This window comes from Spinactinospora alkalitolerans (assembly GCF_013408795.1).
GTDB lineage: Bacteria > Actinomycetota > Actinomycetes > Streptosporangiales > Streptosporangiaceae > Spinactinospora > Spinactinospora alkalitolerans.
In genome coordinates this window covers 1,636,928-1,654,426 of sequence record NZ_JACCCC010000001.1, presented here as the reverse complement: position 1 = coordinate 1,654,426, position 17,499 = coordinate 1,636,928, and the positions used below count along the sequence as shown (strand labels likewise).

Sequence of the window (17,499 nt, the reverse complement as noted above, 5' to 3'; positions counted from 1 at the left end):
CGTGAACGCAGGAGCGATGGGGGCGCTGCCCGAGGAGGCGCGGCGGCGGCTGCGCGCGCTGACCGATGAGATCACCGGCGACCCGGACGCCATCGCCGTGCGCTTCCCCGCCGCGGCCCGGCTCGTCGCGCGCGGCCCCGCCGACCCGGCCGACCCGTCGGGCCTGCTGGGGCCGACGCTGGACGACCGGGTCCGCGCGGCGCTGCTGGCGGCGCTGCGCGACGCCCCGGCCCTGAGCGGGCGGCCCGACCTGCTCGCCGAGGAGGTCGCCGCGCTCTACCGCTTCGGCGACTCCGACGAGAAGCGCGCCGTCCTGCGCGCGCTGGACGGCCTCGACGTCGGCGCGGTCGCCCCCGAGCTGATCGACGACGCGCTGCGGACCAACGACCCGCGGCTGATCGCCGCGGCCATGGGCCCCTGCGGCCACCGGTTCCTCACCGCGCCCGCCTGGCGGCACGGCGTGCTCAAGTGCCTGTTCACCGGCGTCCCGCTGGCCGCGGTGCACCGGCTGGACGAGCGCGCCGACGCCGAACTGGCCCGCATGGCCGGCGGCTTCGCCGTCGAGCGGGTCGCGGCCGGCCGGGCCGTGCCCGCCGACACCTGGCGCCTGGTGGGCGAGGACCCCGAAACGCTGCGGGCGCTCACCGCCGAGGCGCGGTCACCGCACCCCGACCGCCGCGCCGCCGCGGAGCGCGCGCTCGCCGAGCGGCGCCGCCCGCGCGCCCCCGGTTGACGCGAGCGGGCCGCACTCCCGCGCCGAGCCGCCCCATGACCCGGAGGAGACGAACATGCGCATCTTCGACCCGCACATCCACATGACCTCGCGGACCACCGGCGACTACGAGGCGATGCACGCGGCCGGCGTCCGCGCCCTCGTCGAGCCGGCCTTCTGGCTGGGCCAGCCGCGCACCAACGTCGGCTCCTTCTGCGACTACTTCGACGGGCTCGTCGGCTGGGAGCGCTTCAGGGCGGCCCGGTTCGGGATCAGGCACCACTGCACCATCGCGCTCAACCCCAAGGAGGCCAACGACCCCCGCTGCACCGGGGTGCTCGACGTCCTGCCGCGCTACCTCGCCAAGGACGGGGTGGTCGCGGTCGGCGAGATCGGGTTCGACTCGATGAGCGAGGCCGAGGAGAAGGCGTTCGCCCGCCAACTGGAGATGGCCGTGCAGCACGACCTTCCGGTGCTGGTGCACACCCCGCACCGGGACAAGGCGGCCGGCACCAGGCGCACCCTCGAACTCGTCGCCGCCTCGGGGATCGCGCCCGAGCGGGTCCTGGTCGACCACCTCAACGAGACGACCGTCGACCTGGTCGCCGGCACCGGGTGCTGGATGGGCTTCTCGATCTACCCCGACACCAAGATGGACGAGCACCGCATGGTGCGCATCCTCGCCGAGCGCGGCCCGGACCGGGTGCTGGTCAACTCGGCCGCCGACTGGGGGCGCAGCGATCCGCTGAAGACCGCGAAGACCGGGCGGGCCATGCTCGACCACGGGTTCGGCGACGACGACGTCGACCGGGTGCTGTGGCGCAACCCGGTGGAGTTCTACGGGCAGAGCGGGCGGCTGCTGCTCGACGACATCGAGGCCGGCGACCCGGGGGCGACCTTCGCCGGCAACTCGGTGCTGCGCGGCGGGCGGGAGGACTGAGGCGATGCGGCTGCGCCACCCCGACGGCACGCTCGTGCACGTCGCCTACTGCACCAACGTGCACCCCGCCGAGGATCTCGACGGCGTCCTCGACCAGGTGCGCCGCTACGGCGCGCCGGTCCGGGCCGCGCTCGGGCTGGACCGCGTCGGCCTGGGGCTGTGGCTGCCCGCTCCCCTGGCCCGCCGCCTGGCCGGCGACCCCGGCGAGACCGAGCGGCTGCGCACGGCCCTGGAACGCTCCGGCCTGGAGGTGGTGACCCTCAACGCCTTCCCCTACGCCGGGTTCCAGGCCCCCGTCGTCAAGGGTCGGGTGTACCACCCGGACTGGACCGAACGGGAGCGCCTGGACTACACCCTCGACTGCGCCCGCGTGCTCGGCCGGCTGCTGCCCGACGACGCCCGGCGGGGCAGCGTCTCCACGCTGCCGCTGGCCTGGCGCGCGCCCTGGGACGCCGGCCGGCGCCGACGCGCCCTGGACAACCTGGACCGGCTCGCCGCCGGCCTGGGCGCGCTCGCCGCCGAGACCGGGCGCCCGGTGCGCGTCGGCCTGGAACCCGAACCCGGATGCGTCGTGGAGACCACCGGCGACGCGGCGGAGCTGCTCGCCGCGGTCGACCGTGACCACATCGGGGTGTGCCTGGACACCTGCCACCTGGCGGTGGCCTTCGAGGAGCCCGACGAGGCGCTGGCGCGGCTGGCCGCCGCCGGCCTGCCGGTGGTCAAGACGCAGGCGTCGGCGGCGGTCCAGGCGCCGCGGCCGGCCGGAGCCGACGCCAGGGCCGCGCTGTCCTCCTTCGCCGAGGACCGCTTCCTGCACCAGGTGCGCGAGTCCGCGGCCGACGGGATCCGCGCGCGCGACGACCTGCCCGACGCGCTGGCCGGCGAGGCCCCCCTGGACGGCGACGGCCCGTGGCGGGTGCACTTCCACGTCCCGCTGCACCGCCGCCCGCTCGCCCCGCTGGAGGGCACCCAGGAGCACCTGTCCCGCACCCTCGCGGCCCTGTTCGGCCCCGGCGCGCCCGTCACCGACCACGTCGAGGTCGAGACCTACACCTGGTCGGTGCTGCCCGAGCACCAGCGGCCCGAGGGCGACGCCGGGCTGGTGTCGGGCTTGGCCGGAGAGCTCGCCTGGGTGCGCGGCCGACTCACCGAGATCGGACTGGAGGACGCATGAGCCGACTGCTCGTCATCGACGTCGTGGGGCTGACCCCGGCCCTGCTGGAGCACGCCCCGCGGCTGCGCGCGCTGGCCGACCAGGGGTGGCAGGCGCCGCTCGACACGGTGCTACCCGCCGTGACCTGCCCCGTCCAGTCGACCTTCCTCACCGGAGGGCTCCCCCGCGACCACGGCATCGTCGGCAACGGCTGGTACTTCCGCGACGTCGGCGAGGTCCACCTGTGGCGCCAGCACAACCGGCTGGTCCAGGGCGAGAAGGTGTGGGAGACCGCGCGCCGGCACCGGCCGGGATTCCGCACCGCGAACGTGTGCTGGTGGTATGCGATGGGCGCGACCACCGACTGGACCGTGACGCCCCGGCCGGTCTACCACGCCGACGGCCGCAAGTCCCCCGACTGCTACGCCCGCCCGCCCGCGCTGCACGACGAGCTGACCGACGCGCTCGGCCCCTTCCCGCTGTTCCAGTACTGGGGGCCGACCGCGTCGCTGCGCTCGACGGAGTGGATCGTGGCCGCGACCCGGCGGCTGCTGCCCCAGGCCGACCTCACCCTGTGCTACCTGCCGCACCTGGACTACGACCTGCAGCGTTACGGACCCGACGGGCCCGAGGCGCTCGCAGCGGTGCGGGCGGTGGACGCGGCCCTGGCCCCGCTGCTGGACGACGCGAGCGGCCTCGGCGCGAACGTCGTGGTGCTCAGCGAGTACGGCATCGCGCCGGCCGCGCACCCGGTGCACGTCAACCGGGCCCTGCGCGAGGCCGGGCTGCTGGAGGTCCACGTCCAGCACGGCATGGAGTACCTCGACCCGTGGACGTCGCGGGCCTTCGCCGTGGCCGACCACCAGGCCGCGCACGTCTACGTCGCCGACCCGGCCGACCTCGACGCGGTGGCCGACCTGTGCCGCGGACTGGACGGCGTCGACCTGGTGCTGGACCGCGAGGCCCAGGCCGCGCACGGCCTGGACCACGAGCGCTCCGGCGAACTGGTGCTGGTGGCCGACCCCGGGGCGTGGTTCACCTACTACTACTGGCTGGACGACCGGCGCGCGCCCGACTTCGCGCGGGGGGTGGAGATCCACCGCAAACCCGGCTACGACCCGGCCGAACTGTTCCTGGACCCCGCCGACCGCACCGCGAAACTGCGCGCCGGCCTGGGCCTGGTGCGCAAGAAACTGGGGCTGCGCTACGCGATGAACGTGGTGCCCCTCGACCCCGGCTGGGTGCGCGGCACGCACGGCAGGATCCCCGACGATCCGGCGCAGGGGCCGGTGCTGCTGTGCGGCGACCCGTCACTCGCCCGCGACCGGATCGCCGCCACCGACGTCTACGACCTGATCCTCGACCTGGCCGGAGTCCCGGTCCACGCTCGCCGGTCGTGACCTCGCGGACGCCGAACCGGCCGATGCTCTGAACGCCGGTGAGGTCACGACCGGCGAAGGGCCGCTAGCCGGTCACGAGGTCGGCCTCCCCCGACTTGATCGACCCGATCAACCGGGCGATCTGCTCCTCCGACAGGTTGGGCGCGAGGTCGGACTCGCTGATCATGCCGACCAGCCGGTGGTTGTCGATCACCGGCATCCGCTTGATCTTGTGCCGCATCATCCGGGTCAGGATCTGGTCGACGTCGTCGTCGGCGCCGGCGCAGAACGGCGTGCCCTCGGCCATTTCCCCGGCCCGGCACTCGTTCGGGTCCATGTCCTCGGCCAGGCACTTCACGACGATGTCGCGATCGGTGATGATGCCGTGCAGCCGGTCGTCCTCGCCGCAGATCGGCAGCGATCCCACGCCCAGGTCGCGCATCTTGTGCGCGGCCGCCATCACCGTCTCGTTCTCCCCCACGCATTCCGCTCCGCGGTGCATGATCTCCGCTGCAGTGGTCATGACTCTTCCTCCCCCGTGGCACGGGGCCCCGTGTCCGGGGCCCTGTGCGTCTCCCTACCCTTTTCGCGGCAGGGACCCGTTCTGCGCGGGTAAGCCGTTATTAAAGGTGCGAACGGCCCGGGGCGGGAGAGGTTAGCGGACGTGGCCGTCGCCGGTCACCACGTACTTGGTGGAGGTCATCTCCGGCAGGCCCATCGGGCCCCGGGCGTGCAGCTTCTGGGTGGAGATCCCGATCTCGGCGCCGAAGCCGAACTCGCCGCCGTCGGTGAAGCGGGTCGAGGCGTTGACCATCACCGCGGCGGAGTCCACCCGCGACACGAAACGCCGCGCGGCCGACTGGGAGTCGGTCACGATGGCCTCGGTGTGCGCCGTGGAGTACTCCCGGATGTGGGCGACCGCGTCGTCGAGGGAGTCGACGACCTTCACCGCGAGGTCCAGGGACAGGTACTCGGTGGTCCAGTCGGCCTCGGTGGCGGGCACGACGGCGTCGTCGAAGGGCCGGACCCGGTCGTCGCCGTGCACGGTCACGCCGAGGTCGCGCAGGGACGTCAGCAGCGGCGGCAGGAAGCGCTCGGCGATGCCGGCGTGCACCAGCAGCGTCTCGGCGGTGTTGCACACCGAGCAGCGCTGCGTCTTGGCGTTGACCGCGATGGCCAGCGCCTTGTCGAGGTCGGCCGCCTCGTCGACGTAGACGTGGCAGTTGCCCTCGCCGGTCTCGATCACCGGGACGGTGGACTCGTTGACCACGGTCTGGATGAGGGAGCCGCCGCCGCGCGGGATGAGCACGTCGACCAGGCCGCGCGCCCGCATGAGCGCCTGGGCGGACTCCCTCCCGGCACCGGGAACGAGCTGCACCGCGTCGGCCGGGACCTCGGTGCCCTCCAGCGCGCCGCGCAGCACGTCCACGATCACGGTGTTGGAGGAGTAGGCGGAGGAGGAGCCGCGCAGCAGCGCGGCGTTGCCGCTCTTCAGGCACAGCGCGGCGGCGTCGACGGTGACGTTGGGGCGGCCCTCGTAGATGATGCCGATGACGCCGAGCGGCACCCGGATCTGGCGCAGCTCCAGCCCGTTGGGCAGCGTCTTGCCGCGGATCACCTCGCCGACCGGGTCGGGCAGCTCGGCGACCTCGCGGACGGCGTCGGCGATCGCGGCGATCCGCTCGGTGGTGAGCGTGAGCCGGTCGATCATCGCCTCGCTCGTGCCGTTCTCGCGCGCGCGGGCGACGTCCTCGGCGTTGGCCTTGACGATCTCCTCGGCCCGCTCGACGAGGGCGTCGGCCGCGGCGAGCAGCGCGCCGTCCTTCACGGCCCGGTTGAGCGGTGCGAGGTCGGCCGCAGCGTCCTTGGCCCGCTCCGCGACTCCGCGAACGTCCCGCTCGATGTCGGTCATGGTGGTGTCCCGGCTCTCTCGATCTGGTCGGCTATGCCTGAAGGCTATCCGGTCGGCGATCCGATCAATCGACGAACGCCCCCTCATGCTCGGCACCGGCTGATCCAGTACAGGTCACAGAGCTCCCCGAACCACGACAGACTCGAGAAGGCTGCCGTCAGCGCGCCAGCGCTGGCGGCGCGAAAGGTCGCGGTCCACCGACGAGACAGCCCCCGGCCATCGGTGTACTCCGCCGACCGGCTGGCTCCTGTGGACAGCCGCAGCACCGCATCGACCGCACGGGCGAAACTCAGGCATGACGAACCCCCTGCCCCCATACGGAGCCCATATCTCCGGAGTCGACCCGCGTCGCCATGTCCGTGACTACGGCCGGAAGCTGTCGGCACGAGCGCAAGAACTCAGTGCCGCCGTACCAAACATCGTCTTCGTGGGCTGTACCGCAGCGGTGCTGCACGGCGTCGACGTCCTGCCGCTGGGAGCACCTGAGGCCCATTGGCCGCTGGAGGCCGCGGTGCCGTCCGGCGTCTGGCGTCTGGCGCCCAGGCATACCCGGGGCGGTGTTCCGCGAACTGAACATTCCCGACGAGCACACCGCGGCCGTCAGTGAAGTGACCGCCACCTCCTTGGAGAGGACCGTGACCGACTGCGCCGGATGGATGTCCCGGCCGCAGGCGCTGGCGGCGGTCGACCAGCTCCTGCGCGCCGGAGCGGTCGCTGCGGCGGCCGACAGGATCAGCCGGGCGGCGGCCGCCTCGCCTCACAGCGTCCGAGCACGCCAGATCCTTGCCGTGGCAGACGCCCGCTCCGAATCACCCGGCGAGAGCCAGACCCGCTGCCTGATCATCGACGCCGGATTCCCACGTCCCGAGTGCCAGATCCCGCTGTTAGGCGGGAAGGTGCGACTGGACATGGGATATCCCGAGCTGCATCAGGCGGTGGAGTACGACGGCCGTGAGCACCACTCCCTTGACGCCGCCCGCCACGATAAGGAACGGCGGCGCCGCATCGGCGACGCCGGCTGGAACGTTCTCGTTGTCACCCGCGACTCGATCCTGGTCAATCCAGAGATCTTCTACCGTCAACTCATGCGACGAATGCTCGATTCGGGTTGGCGGCCCCGTACAGGCGAGCTGAAGATGATCCAGCGCCGCATCAACTACATCTGCATGAAGCATCGACAGGCTCGTGAGCAGGGTCGCCTACTGTTCCTCTGACCGCTTCCGGTGGCACATGTCCGAGGACTGTCTTTACCCGTGACCTTTCGCGCCGCCAGCGCTGGCGCGCTGACGACAACCTTCCAGGTCACCAGTGGTGGACGGAGAACTGCGCCCACAGGGGCAGGACCGTCAGGGGGCCGGTGCGCTGCGGCGGGGAGTCCTCGACAGCAGCACCAGGCCGTCGCGGTGCACGATCTCGCGTTCGTACTCGGGGCCCAGTTCGCGGGCCAGCCAGCGGGTGGAGCGGCCCATCAGGTTGGGGATCTCGGCCGCGTCGTAGTTGACCAGGCCGCGCGCCACGGTCCGGCCGTCCTCGTCGCACAGGTCCACGGGATCGCCGGCCGAGAACTCGCCTTCGACCTTGATCACGCCCGCGGGCAGCAGCGACGCCCGCCCGCCCAGCACGGCGCGCACCGCGCCCGGGTCCAGGACCACCCTGCCCCGCCCCGCCGTGGCGTGCGCCAGCCACAACTGCCGGGTCGAGGGCCTGCGCCGCCGGGCCGGAGCGAAGAACGTCCCCACCGGCTCGCCGTCCAGCGCGGCCCCGGCGTTGGCCGCCGACGTCAGGATGGTGGGCACGCCCGCCTCCGTGGCGATCCGCGCCGATTCCACCTTGGTGACCATGCCGCCGGTGCCTACCCCGCGCCGGCCCGCGCTGCCGATGTCCACGCCTTCGAGGTCCTCCGGCTCCCGGACCTCGGCGATCCTGCGCGTGCCCGGACGGCTGGGATCGCCGTCGTAGAGCGCGTCGACGTCGGAGAGCAGCAGCAGCGCATCGGCCCGCAGCAGGTGCGCGACCAGCGCGGCCAGCCGGTCGTTGTCGCCGAACCGGATCTCGTGCGTGGCCACGGTGTCGTTCTCGTTGACGATCGGCACCGCCCCGATGTCGAGCAGCCGGGTCAGCGTCCGCTGGGCGTTGCGGTGGTGCGCGCGCCGCATCATGTCGTCGACCGTGAGCAGGACCTGCGCGGCCGTGAGGCCGTGATCGGCGAACGCCCTGGTGTAATGCGCCACCAGCAGGCCCTGGCCCACGCTGGCCGCGGCCTGCTGCGTGGCGAGGTCACGCGGCCGCGTGACCAGCCCCAGCGGCGTCATCCCCGCGGCCACCGCGCCGGAGGAGACCAGCACGATCTCCACGTCGGCCGCCCGCCGCGCCGCCAGCACGTCGGTCAGCTCCCGAATCCTGTCGCGGTCGATGCGGCCGTCGTGCGTGGTCAGCGACGACGACCCGACCTTGACGACGACGCGGCGCGCCCGCGTCATCTCCGCCCTGCGGCCCGCCGCCGCCCCGGGCTCCGCGGCCGCGGAGCCCGATCCTCCCCCAGACTGTGCGCTGTGCACGTCCCACGTTCCAATCTGCGTGTTCGCTCAAGCGGTCAGACGGCTGGAACAGGGGTCCCCGCGCGACGTCAGCCCAGCCGGGAGTCGGTGCCGCGCGGGCCGGTCGGGGCCTGGTCCACGTCGACCGTGGGGTCCCAGTCGAAGACCACGGAGTCGTCCTCGTCGCCGATGTAGACCTCGGCGCCCTCGACGGCACCGGCCTTGGCCAGGGCGTCCTCGATGCCGAGGCGGTTCAGCCGGTCGGCGAGGTAGCCGACGGCCTCGTCGTTGGAGAAGTCGGTCTGGCGCACCCAGCGGGCCGGTTTGTCGCCGCGCACCCGGAAGGTGTTGTCGCCGAGCGGGACCACCTCGAACGGGATCTCCCCGATCTCGCGCGGACGAAGCACCAGGCGGGTGGGTTCGGCCGGGGGCCGGGCGGCGCGCGCCGCGGCCACCTGCTCGCCCATGGCGAAGGACAGCTCGCGCAGGCCCTCCCTTGAGGCCGCCGAGACCCGGATGACCTTCAGCCCCCGCTCCTCCAGCATCGGCTGGACGAACTCGGCGAGTTCGCGGGCCTCGGGCACGTCGATCTTGTTGAGCACGACGATGCGCGGCCGGTCCGACAGGTCGACCTCGGTCCGCTCGCCGTAGGCGGCCAGCTCGGCCTCGATCACCTCCAGGTCGGAGATCGGGTCGCGGCCCTGCTCGTAGGTGGCGCAGTCCAGCACGTGCACCAGCGTCGAGCAGCGCTCGACGTGGCGCAGGAAGGCCAGGCCCAGCCCCTTGCCCTCGCTGGCGCCGGGGATCAGTCCGGGGACGTCGGCGACCACGAACTGGGTGGCTCCGGCCTCCACCACGCCGAGGTTGGGGATGAGCGTGGTGAACGGGTAGTCGGCGATCTTGGGCCGCGCGGCGGACAGCGCCGCGATCAGCGAGGACTTGCCCGCGCTGGGGAAGCCCACCAGGCCGACGTCGGCGATGGTCTTGATCTCCAGGCGGACGTCGATCTCCTCGCCGGCCTCGCCCTTCAGGGCGAACCCCGGGGCCTTGCGCCTGGGCGAGGCCAGCGCGGCGTTGCCCAGGCCGCCGTTGCCGCCCTGGGCGATGACCAGCCGGGTCCCCGGCCCCACCAGGTCGGCGACGACCTCGCCGGCCGTGGTCGTCACGACCGTGCCGTCGGGCACGGCGAGCACCAGCTCCGCGCCGTTGGCCCCGGAGCGGTGGCCGCCCTGGCCCGGCGTGCCGTTGCCGGCCTTGCGGTGCGGCCGACGCTGGTACTCCAGCAGGGTCGCGGTGTTGGTGTCGACCTCCAGGACGACGTCGCCGCCCCTGCCGCCGTTGCCGCCGTCGGGCCCGCCCAGCGGTTTGAACTTCTCCCGGTGCACGGAGGCACAGCCGTGCCCGCCGTCACCGGCCTTGATGTGCAAGACCGCTTCGTCGACGAAGTCGGGCATGTGTCTCTCCTGCCGGTTGAACGCACGTAGGGCGGGCCAGTGCTACTGGCCCGCCCTCGTGCTGCGAAAATCCACTGGCGCTGCACCGCGCCGACCCGGAAACGCTCCCGCTCGCGCGGGGAGCGCGTGGCCCTCGCCACCACCGGTCCCGGTGTCGGCCCCGTATCCGGGGTGCACAACGCTTCGGCGTGCCGACCCTATTCCGCGGGAACCGGGGCAGGGGCCGGGACGATGTTCACGGCCTTGCGGCCGCGCCGGGTGCCGAACTCCACCTGGCCCGCGACGAGCGCGAACAGGGTGTCGTCGCCACCGCGGCCGACGTTGTCGCCGGGGTGGAAGTGGGTGCCGCGCTGGCGGACGAGGATCTCGCCGGCCTTGACGGCCTGGCCGCCGAAGCGCTTGACGCCGAGCCGCTTGGCGTTGGAGTCGCGCCCGTTACGGCTGGACGATGCGCCCTTCTTGTGTGCCATTTCGAGCTCCTCCTGCTACTTCGAGGCGATGCCGGTGATGCGGACCTGGGTGTACTTCTGGCGGTGCCCCAGGCGCTTCTTGTAACCGGTCTTGTTCTTGTACTTGAGGATGTTGATCTTGGGGCCCTTGGCCTCGCCCAGGACCTCGGCGGTGACCTGGTAGCCACCGAGCTCGGCCGCATCGCTGATGACCTTGCCGTCGTTGACGACCAGCAGCGGCTCCCACTGCACCGTCGAACCGATCTGGTCGGTCACCTTGTCGATGTTCAAGACGTCATCGACGGAGACCTTCTCCTGTCGGCCGCCCGCTCGCACGATCGCGTACACCGGGAAACTCTCTTCCTGCTCGCTTCAGAAAAAATGCGCTCTAAATCGACCGCAGTCTCAACACCACTCGCCCACCCAACGGGGGCGTGGGAATCGAGGAGCCGGTCTCGGGCGCGCGAACGTTTGGGGCGCGCCGACGCACCGACCCTTAGATTACCATCCGCCCGTTGGGGGCGAGCACGTCCGCGGACGGTCCCGGGTGGGACCGCCCCGACCCGCCCCCGGGCCGGTCACCCCGCCTCGGCCACCGCCGATTCGGGGGCCGCCGCGGCGGACTTGCTCCGCCGGCTCCGGCGCCGACGCGGTCGCTCGGCGCCGCTGTCGGCCCCGTCGGCGCCGTCATCGGCGCCGGCGGACCCGGCCGCCTCCTCTGGCGCACCGGACTCCGCCTCGGAGCCGCCGGTGGCCGCGGGTTCGGCGGCCGCGGCCTCCTTCTTCCGGCGCGAGGACCTCCGGGTGGTCTTCTTCTCGGGCTCCGCCGGCGCCGCCTCGGGCTCGGCCGGCGGCTGCTCGGCGGGCTTGGCCTCCTCGGACCCGGCGTCACCGCCGGAGCCCTCGGCGGAGGAGGCGGCCTTGTCGGCCTTGTCGGCCTTCTCCTGCTTCTCGGCCTTCTCCGAGCCGCCCTTGTTCTTCTTCTTGCCGCGCCCGTTGCCGTTGCCGCCGTTGCCGCCGCCCGACTTGGTCTCGACCGGCTCGGTCGACAGGTGCAGGCCCCGGCCGTTGCAGCACTCGCAGGTCTCGGAGAACGCCTCCAGCAGCCCCTGGCCGACCCGCTTGCGGGTCATCTGCACCAGGCCCAGCGAGGTGACCTCGGCCACCTGGTGCTTGGTGCGGTCCCGGGACAGGCACTCCAGCATGCGCCGCAGCACGAGGTCGCGGTTGCTCTCCAGCACCATGTCGATGAAGTCGATGACGATGATGCCGCCGATGTCGCGCAGCCGGAGCTGGCGCACGATCTCCTCGGCCGCCTCGAGGTTGTTCTTGGTGACCGTCTCCTCGAGGTTGCCGCCCTGGCCGGTGAACTTGCCGGTGTTGACGTCGACCACGGTCATGGCCTCGGTGCGGTCGATGATCAGCGAGCCGCCGCTGGGCAACCACACCTTGCGCTCCAGCGCCTTGGCGATCTGCTCGTCGATCCGGTAGGCCTCGAAGACGTCGCGCTCGCCCGACCAGTGCGACAGGCGCTCGGCCAGGTGCGGGGCGACGTAGTCGACGTACTCCTTGACCGTGGACCACGCCTCGTCGCCGGAGACCACGAGGCTGGAGAAGTCCTCGTTGAAGACGTCGCGCACCACGCGCACGGTGAGGTCGGGCTCGCTGTTGAGCAGCGCAGGGGCGGTCGCCGACTTCGACTTGCGCTTGATCGAGTTCCACTGGGCGGCCAGGCGCGAGATGTCGCGCTCCAGCTCCTCCTCGCTGGCGCCCTCGGCCGCGGTGCGCACGATGACGCCGGCGTTGTCGGGCATGACCTTCTTCAGGATCTGCTTGAGCCGGGCGCGCTCCTTGTCGGGGAGCTTGCGGCTGATGCCGGTCATGGAGCCGTCGGGCACGTAGACCATGTAGCGGCCGGGCAGGCTGATCTGGCTGGTCAGCCGGGCGCCCTTGTGTCCCAGCGGATCCTTGGTGACCTGCACCAGGACCGACTGGCCCGACTTCAGCGCCGACTCGATCCGCTTGGGCTGGCCCTCCAGGCCGGAGGCGTCCCAGTTGACCTCGCCGGCGTAGAGCACGGCGTTGCGCCCCTTGCCGATGTCGACGAACGCCGCCTCCATCGAGGGCAGCACGTTCTGCACCCGGCCCAGGTAGACGTTGCCGACGTAGGACTTGTGGGAGGCGCGGTCGACGTAGTGCTCGACCAGCACGTCGTCCTCGAGCACCGCGATCTGGGTGCGCTCGCCGTTGCGGCGGACGACCAGGTCGCGCTTGACCGACTCGCGGCGGGCCAGGAATTCCGACTCGGTGATGATCGGCGCGCGGCGCCGGCCCTGCTCGCGGCCCTCGCGGCGGCGCTGCTTCTTGGCCTCCAGGCGGGTTGAGCCCTTGACGGCCTGCACCTCGTCCTGGGCGGGCGCCGCGGCGCGCGGCTCGCGCACCCGCACCACCGTGTTCGGCGGGTCGTCGGGGCCGGGGGCCTCCTCGCCGCCCTCACCGGCGGACCTGCGGCGACGGCGGCGGCGACGGCGGCTGGAGCCGCCGTCCTCCCCGGCGTCGTCATCGGTGGAGTCGGCCTCGACCTGCTCGATCTCGGTCGATCCCGAGCGCTCGTCGGCGGGCTCCTTGGACTCGCCGGCCGATTCCGCGTCGAATCCTTCGTCGCCGCCGCGCGACTTGCCCCGGCCGCGGCCGCCGCGGCGCCGCCGGCGACGCGAGGGGCGGTCGTCCTCGGCGTCCTCGCCCGCCGTCGGTGCGGTCTCCTCGTCCTCGGCCTCGTCGACGCTCTCCTGCTCCGGCTCGGCGCGGACGGGGGCCGTCTCCGCGCGCTCGCTCGGCACCGGCGGCTGGAAGAGCACCATCGGCGGTTGGAAGGACACCGCGGCGGGACCGGCGGGCGCCTCGGCGGGCCGGGCGGACTCGGCGGTCGGACGCTCCTCCGCCGCGGACCGCTGCTCGGCCGCGTCCCCGGGCTCGGCCGCGTCCCCGGATTCGGCGGCGGCCGCGGGCTCGGACCCGGTGGCGGCCGCAGCGTCATCGGCCGCGGCCGGCGCCTCGTCGGCCGCCTTGGCCTTGCGGGTGCGGGTCCGCGTGGTCTTGGGCGCGCCGGCGCTGCGCGTGGCGCGCGAGGTCTTCCTCCTGCTCTCCCGCGCCGGCTCGGCCTCGGCCGGGACTGACTCGACCGGGGCGTCGGCGTCCGCGGCCGCGGTCGTGGCGGGTACGGTCACCGGCGCTGCGGGAGCCGGCTCGGGCTCCGGCGGCGGCCCGGCGGGGCGGGTCGCGGCGCTGCGGCGCCGGGCCCGCTTCTCCCGGGCGGCCGTGTCGGCCTGCGCGGACGCATCGGTCGCCGCCGATTCCGTCGGCGCCGGTTCGTTCGGTTCAGTTGTATGTCCCGCGGTGCCTTCGGCACCGCTGCTGGGCTCGTTTTCGAGCATCCGGGCGGTCTCCCGTCAGAGTCCTCGGGCGCGGCGGCGGCGCGTTCGCCGCGGCCGCTGCGCGCGAGGACTGTCGTCGCTGTGTCGGCGCCGGTAGCGCGCTCGGCGATACCGGGTCAAAGTCCTGAAGGGCGCGCCCACGTTCCCCGAACGAGGTCACTCATGTGACGCGCTTTCGCGTGGGCGCCGACGACCGTGGTGCGTCCTCCGCGAGCGGGGCGATCCCCTCCGCCCCGCCACCGTCCTCGGCCCGTCCCCGCCCAGCACTCTGGGCCGCCGCGATGTCAGCGGCGAACGGGTCGGCGAGCACGCCGGAGGCCTCGTCAAGCGGCCCCTGCGCCAGCCGGGTCATCAGTGGTGATGACGGCGGCGCGAGGCCGGCCACCTGTCGAAGGCCGGTCACCACGTCGTCCGGTCGAACGGCAGGTGTCGTGTGCCGGACGACCATCCGAAGTATGGCATATGTCTCGTGTTGCTCCGTTGCGGCGCACCCGTCCACATCCAGGCGGAGGACGGGCGAGCGGGTGTCGAAGCGGCGGCGGCCCTTCTTGGTGAGCCGTTCCACCTCGATCTCGCCGGCCGCGAGGAACGCGGCCGCCGCGGCCGCGGCGTCGTCGGGGGCGACGCCCGGCAGTTCTACCTGCCACTCCGATGCCTCCAGGCGGTCGGCCAGACCGCCCGCCGCGGCCTCCACGACCCCGACGACGTCGATGCCCGCGGGCATCGCGTCGTCGAGCCGAACACGCACCTGTTCGGGATCGCAGGGCTCGGTCAGCGTGAGTTCGAAGTACTCCGCCTCACTCGCCACCCCCGTGGGAGCGGCGCCCGTGTAGGAGATCTTGGGATGAGGCGTGAACCCCGCTGAGAAGGCGACGGGAACCCGGGCCCGGCGGAGCGCGCGTTCGAGCGCGCGGGCGATGTCGCGGTGACTCGCGAACCGCATCCGGCCGCGCTTGGCATAGCGCACGCGCAACCGTTGGCCCTGGTTTCCGGTGGAGGGCGAGGTCGTGCCCTCAGGTGCGGGGGGCAGCGCTGCTCCTTTCCTCGATTACTCCCGTGTCCGGGTGCGCCCCGTCGGCCGGCGCGCACCCACCTGGGAGATCCACGTCCTATTCAGCGTACGGTGCGCTCCGGGAGCCTCGCGCCATCGGCCCGGGCGAACCGTCCGATTCGCGCGGCTCGGGAGGGTGTCAACCGATGAGCGGATGACACCTCGATCAGTGACGGATCACACACGTATGTGCTGTTCCCCTCGCGGGCGGACTTGAAAAGCCCCTGGAAGAGTTGCGTCGCCCACAGTTCACCCGCTGGTCACCGCCGATCGCCCTCACCACGCTGAACTGCGATGATCCGGAGAGCACAAAATTTTTCGCGGAATCCGGAAATCTTTGCCAACCTCCGTCGGGTGCTGATCGTCTAAGTACACGTATGGCCCGGCGCGAGCGGGGCGCCGGGCCATACACACGAGCACGAAAGCGGGCCCCGGCACCGAAGGAAGGTGCCGGGGCCCGCCGTCGTCGGTGTCGCCGACCGAGCGGTCACACCACGGTGAGCGGCAGCAGCTTGGACCTGTCGGCCGGACCGACCTGGATCTCGGTGCCCATGCTCGGGCACACGCCGCAGTCGTAGCAGGGAGTCCAGCGGCAGTCGTCGACCTCCAGCGACTCCTCGCCGTGCAGCGCGTCCTGCCAGTCCTGCCACAGCCAGTCGCGGTCCAGGCCGGCGTCGAGGTGGTCCCAGGGCAGCACCTCGTCGGCGTCGCGCTCGCGCACCGTATACCAGTCGACGTCGACGGGCTCGTCGGCCAGCGCCGCCTCCGCGCAGGCCGCCCAGCGCTCGTAGGAGAAGTGCTCGCTCCAGCCGTCGAAGCGGCCGCCGTCGCGCCACACCGCCTCGACGACCCGGCCCACGCGGCGGTCGCCGCGCGAGAGCAGGCCCTCGATGACGGAGGGGCGGCCCTCGTGGTAGCGCAGGCCCACCGACTTGCCGTACCGGCGGTCGGCGCGCAGCGTCTCCTTCAGCTTGTGCAGCCGCGCGTCGACGACCTCGTGCGAGGTCTGCCCGGCCCACTGGAACGGGGTCTGCGGCTTGGGCACGAACCCGCCGATGGAGACCGTGCAGCGGATGTCCTTGCGGCCGGTGACCTCGCGACCGGTCCTGATGACCTCGCGGGCGAGGTCGGCGATCGCGAGCACGTCCTCGTCGGTCTCGGTGGGCAGGCCGCACATGAAGTACAGCTTCACCTGCCGCCAGCCGGCGGCGTAGGCCGCGGTGACGGTGCGGATGAGGTCGGCCTCGGTGACCATCTTGTTGATCACCCGGCGCATCCGCTCGCTGCCGCCCTCGGGGGCGAAGGTCAGGCCGGAGCGGCGCCCGTTGCGGGTGAGCTCGTTGGCCAGGTCGATGTTGAAGGCGTCGACCCGGGTCGAGGGCAGGGACAGGCCGGTGTTGGTGCCCTCGTAGCGGTCGGCCAGCCCCTTGGCGATGTCGCCGATCTCACTGTGGTCGGCGCTGGACAGCGACAGCAGGCCGACCTCCTGGAAACCGGAGGACTTCACCCCCTGCTCGACCATCTGTCCGACGGCGTCCTTGCTGCGCTCGCGCACCGGGCGGGTGATCATGCCGGCCTGGCAGAACCGGCAGCCGCGGGTGCAGCCGCGGAAGATCTCCACGCTGTAGCGCTCGTGTACCGACTCCGCCAGCGGCACGATCGGGTTCTTGGGGTAGGGCCAGTCGTCGAGGTCCATGACGGTGTGCTTCTGCACCTGCCACGGCACGCCCGGCCGGTTGGGCGCGTACTTCTCGATCCGGCCGTCGGAGAGGTAGCCGACGTCGTAGAAGCCGGGCACGTACACGCCGCCGCCGGCGGCCAGGCGCAGCAGCAGCCCCTCGCGCCCGCCGGGGCGCCCCTCGCGCTTCCACTCGCGGACGACCTCGGTGACGGCCAGCGCGATCTCCTCGCCGTCGCCGAGCACGACGGCGTCGAGGAAGTCGGCGATCGGCTCGGGGTTGAACGCCGAATGCCCGCCGGCCAGCACGATCGGGTGGTCCTCGCCCCGGTCGGCCGCGCGGATCGGGATGCCGGCCAGGTCCAGCGCGGTGAGCATGTTGGTGTAGCCCATCTCGCTGGCGAAGCTGATGCCGAACACGTCGAAGGCGCCGACCGGCCGGTGGGCGTCGACGGTGAACTGGGGGACCCCGTGCTCGCGCATGAGCTTCTCCAGGTCGGCCCAGACGGCGTAGCTGCGCTCGGCGAGCACGCCCTCGCGCTCGTTGAGGACCTCGTAAAGGATCTGGATGCCCTGGTTGGGCACGCCCACCTCGTAGGCGTCCGGATACATCAGGGCCCAGCGGACCTCGGTCTCGTCCCAGTCCTTGACGACGGAGTTGAGTTCCCCGCCCACGTACTGAATCGGCTTCTGCACGCTGGGCAGGAGCGCCTCCAGACGCGGAAAGACGGATTCGATGGGCATGGCGACGGGCCTTTCGAAGGTGCCTGGGTCCACTCACGGATCCCTCCAGGCTAATC

Annotated in this window: 14 protein-coding genes; 5 read left to right on the top strand and 9 right to left on the bottom strand. The window is 72.5% G+C overall.

Annotation, left to right across the window (positions count from 1 at the left end):
* Position 1 precedes the first annotated feature (1 nt).
* From HDA32_RS07375 to HDA32_RS07360, 4 genes are read left to right on the top strand one after another with little or no spacing between them, the layout of a single operon-like run.
* Complete coding sequence (locus HDA32_RS07375) at positions 2 to 733, top strand: EboA domain-containing protein (RefSeq protein WP_312863080.1); 732 nt, start codon at positions 2 to 4, stop codon at positions 731 to 733.
* Between the two features lie 55 nt (positions 734 to 788).
* Positions 789 to 1,652, top strand: coding sequence for a TatD family hydrolase (locus tag HDA32_RS07370; RefSeq protein WP_179642492.1), 864 nt, complete (start codon positions 789 to 791; stop codon positions 1,650 to 1,652).
* Between the two features lie 4 nt (positions 1,653 to 1,656).
* Positions 1,657 to 2,826 carry a metabolite traffic protein EboE gene (gene eboE, locus HDA32_RS07365; protein WP_179642491.1) on the top strand — a complete coding sequence of 390 codons (1,170 nt, stop codon included), beginning with the start codon at positions 1,657 to 1,659 and terminating at the stop codon, positions 2,824 to 2,826.
* Entirely contained in the window at positions 2,823 to 4,205 is a 1,383-nt protein-coding gene (locus HDA32_RS07360; protein ID WP_179642490.1) for an alkaline phosphatase family protein, read from the top strand. The genes eboE and HDA32_RS07360 overlap by 4 nt, the downstream gene beginning before the upstream one ends.
* 64 nt (positions 4,206 to 4,269) lie before the next feature.
* On the opposite strand, the gene HDA32_RS07355 is transcribed toward HDA32_RS07360, so the two are convergent.
* Together HDA32_RS07355 and HDA32_RS07350 are read right to left on the bottom strand one after the other, a co-directional pair.
* A complete protein-coding gene (locus HDA32_RS07355; protein ID WP_179642489.1) occupies positions 4,270 to 4,707 on the bottom strand; it encodes a CBS domain-containing protein in 438 nt (145 codons plus the stop codon).
* A gap of 132 nt (positions 4,708 to 4,839) precedes the next feature.
* Positions 4,840 to 6,096: a glutamate-5-semialdehyde dehydrogenase gene (locus tag HDA32_RS07350; protein WP_179642488.1), complete on the bottom strand. Its 1,257-nt coding sequence runs from the start codon at positions 6,094 to 6,096 to the stop codon at positions 4,840 to 4,842.
* Positions 6,097 to 6,449: 353 nt separating this feature from the next.
* Between HDA32_RS07350 and HDA32_RS07345 the strand changes: the two genes are divergently transcribed.
* On the top strand, positions 6,450 to 7,310 hold the full coding sequence (locus HDA32_RS07345; protein ID WP_512700859.1) for a type IV toxin-antitoxin system AbiEi family antitoxin: 861 nt from the start codon (positions 6,450 to 6,452) through the stop codon (positions 7,308 to 7,310).
* A 132-nt stretch (positions 7,311 to 7,442) separates the two neighbouring features.
* On the opposite strand, the gene proB is transcribed toward HDA32_RS07345, so the two are convergent.
* From proB to HDA32_RS07310, 7 genes are all read right to left on the bottom strand, one after another.
* Complete coding sequence (gene proB / locus HDA32_RS07340) at positions 7,443 to 8,576, bottom strand: glutamate 5-kinase (RefSeq protein ID WP_179642486.1); 1,134 nt, start codon at positions 8,574 to 8,576, stop codon at positions 7,443 to 7,445.
* Between the two features lie 146 nt (positions 8,577 to 8,722).
* Complete coding sequence (obgE, locus tag HDA32_RS07335) at positions 8,723 to 10,087, bottom strand: GTPase ObgE (protein WP_179642485.1); 1,365 nt, start codon at positions 10,085 to 10,087, stop codon at positions 8,723 to 8,725.
* Between the two features lie 197 nt (positions 10,088 to 10,284).
* The gene (gene rpmA, locus HDA32_RS07330) at positions 10,285 to 10,557 is read right to left on the bottom strand and encodes a 50S ribosomal protein L27 (protein ID WP_179642484.1); all 273 of its coding nucleotides are present in this window, start codon (positions 10,555 to 10,557) and stop codon (positions 10,285 to 10,287) included.
* Between the two features lie 15 nt (positions 10,558 to 10,572).
* A complete protein-coding gene (gene rplU, locus HDA32_RS07325) occupies positions 10,573 to 10,884 on the bottom strand; it encodes a 50S ribosomal protein L21 (RefSeq protein WP_179642483.1) in 312 nt (103 codons plus the stop codon).
* A gap of 230 nt (positions 10,885 to 11,114) precedes the next feature.
* A complete protein-coding gene (locus HDA32_RS07320) occupies positions 11,115 to 13,970 on the bottom strand; it encodes an Rne/Rng family ribonuclease (RefSeq protein ID WP_179642482.1) in 2,856 nt (951 codons plus the stop codon).
* Positions 13,971 to 14,130: 160 nt separating this feature from the next.
* Positions 14,131 to 14,913 carry a TIGR03936 family radical SAM-associated protein gene (locus HDA32_RS07315; protein WP_246334260.1) on the bottom strand — a complete coding sequence of 261 codons (783 nt, stop codon included), beginning with the start codon at positions 14,911 to 14,913 and terminating at the stop codon, positions 14,131 to 14,133.
* Positions 14,914 to 15,508: 595 nt separating this feature from the next.
* Positions 15,509 to 17,443 (bottom strand): TIGR03960 family B12-binding radical SAM protein, encoded by a 1,935-nt coding sequence (locus HDA32_RS07310; protein ID WP_179642480.1) that lies wholly within the window; start codon positions 17,441 to 17,443, stop codon positions 15,509 to 15,511.
* Positions 17,444 to 17,499 lie beyond the last annotated feature (56 nt).